This window comes from Vibrio sp. 1249-1 (assembly GCF_033340495.1).
On sequence record NZ_JAWOWJ010000342.1, the window covers coordinates 1 to 828 of the forward strand.

Below are 828 nucleotides of genomic sequence, written 5' to 3' on the forward strand. Positions count from 1 at the left end.
GTTGATCGAGTGCTTTGATTATTCGCTGACCAAGACGAGTAAAGAACTGCGCATTGGCGATACTGCGGCGGGCACCTTGGGTTTCGCCGTTTTCAGGGTAAGTAAAAATCAGGTCGATATCGGAAGAGAAATTCAGTTCGCCGCCGCCAAGCTTTCCCATCCCAATGATCAACATCGGTTGAGCTTCACCCTCTGCATTTGTTGGCGTTCCCACTCTGCGCAGCAAATTTTGTATTGCCATTGGTATGTCTCAAAGATCATCGCCTCTGCCAATTGGGACAAATGACGTAATGACTCTTCAAGTGTCCAAGCATGTAAGAAGTCTTTCCACGCGATGTAGACCATTTCTCGATTTCGGAACTGACGCAGAACGCGATGACCAGACATTTCATCTGGGCATTCTGCCAATAAAGCGGCCAGACGGGTGCGATAAGCTTGGTGTCGGCTAAGCTCACTTAACATCGTTGGTAACTGCTGCGCGAGAGCCTCGTCACGGTGAATGGTTTCCGTAATAAATTGGCTCAGCGCCGAGACGTAATGAAACTGCTCTACGACCTCATTTGGCCATGATTGAAGGTAACCCACTTCTTGGGCATTTTGAACGGCAGATTCGGCGACAGAGACCAGTGACGAAGGCAGCTGCATGTTTCTTCCTTGTGTGAAAAGCACGGTGATTCATTCTTTATACCAGACTTAAAGCAAATAAAAACGCCCACAAAAGGTTTGTGGGCGTTTTATCAAAAGTTCTGGATGGAATATTAAACTTGGAAAGATTTGATCTTCTTGTCTAACTCGCCAGCATTATTTTGCATCATTTCAGAAGTTTCT

General features: G+C 46.4%; 1 pseudogene. It reads right to left on the minus strand.

Annotated features, from left to right (window positions below):
• Window positions 1-645, minus strand: a pseudogene (locus R7Z50_RS26255) (bifunctional glutamine synthetase adenylyltransferase/deadenyltransferase); the annotation flags it as partial.
• Window positions 646-828 lie beyond the last annotated feature (183 nt).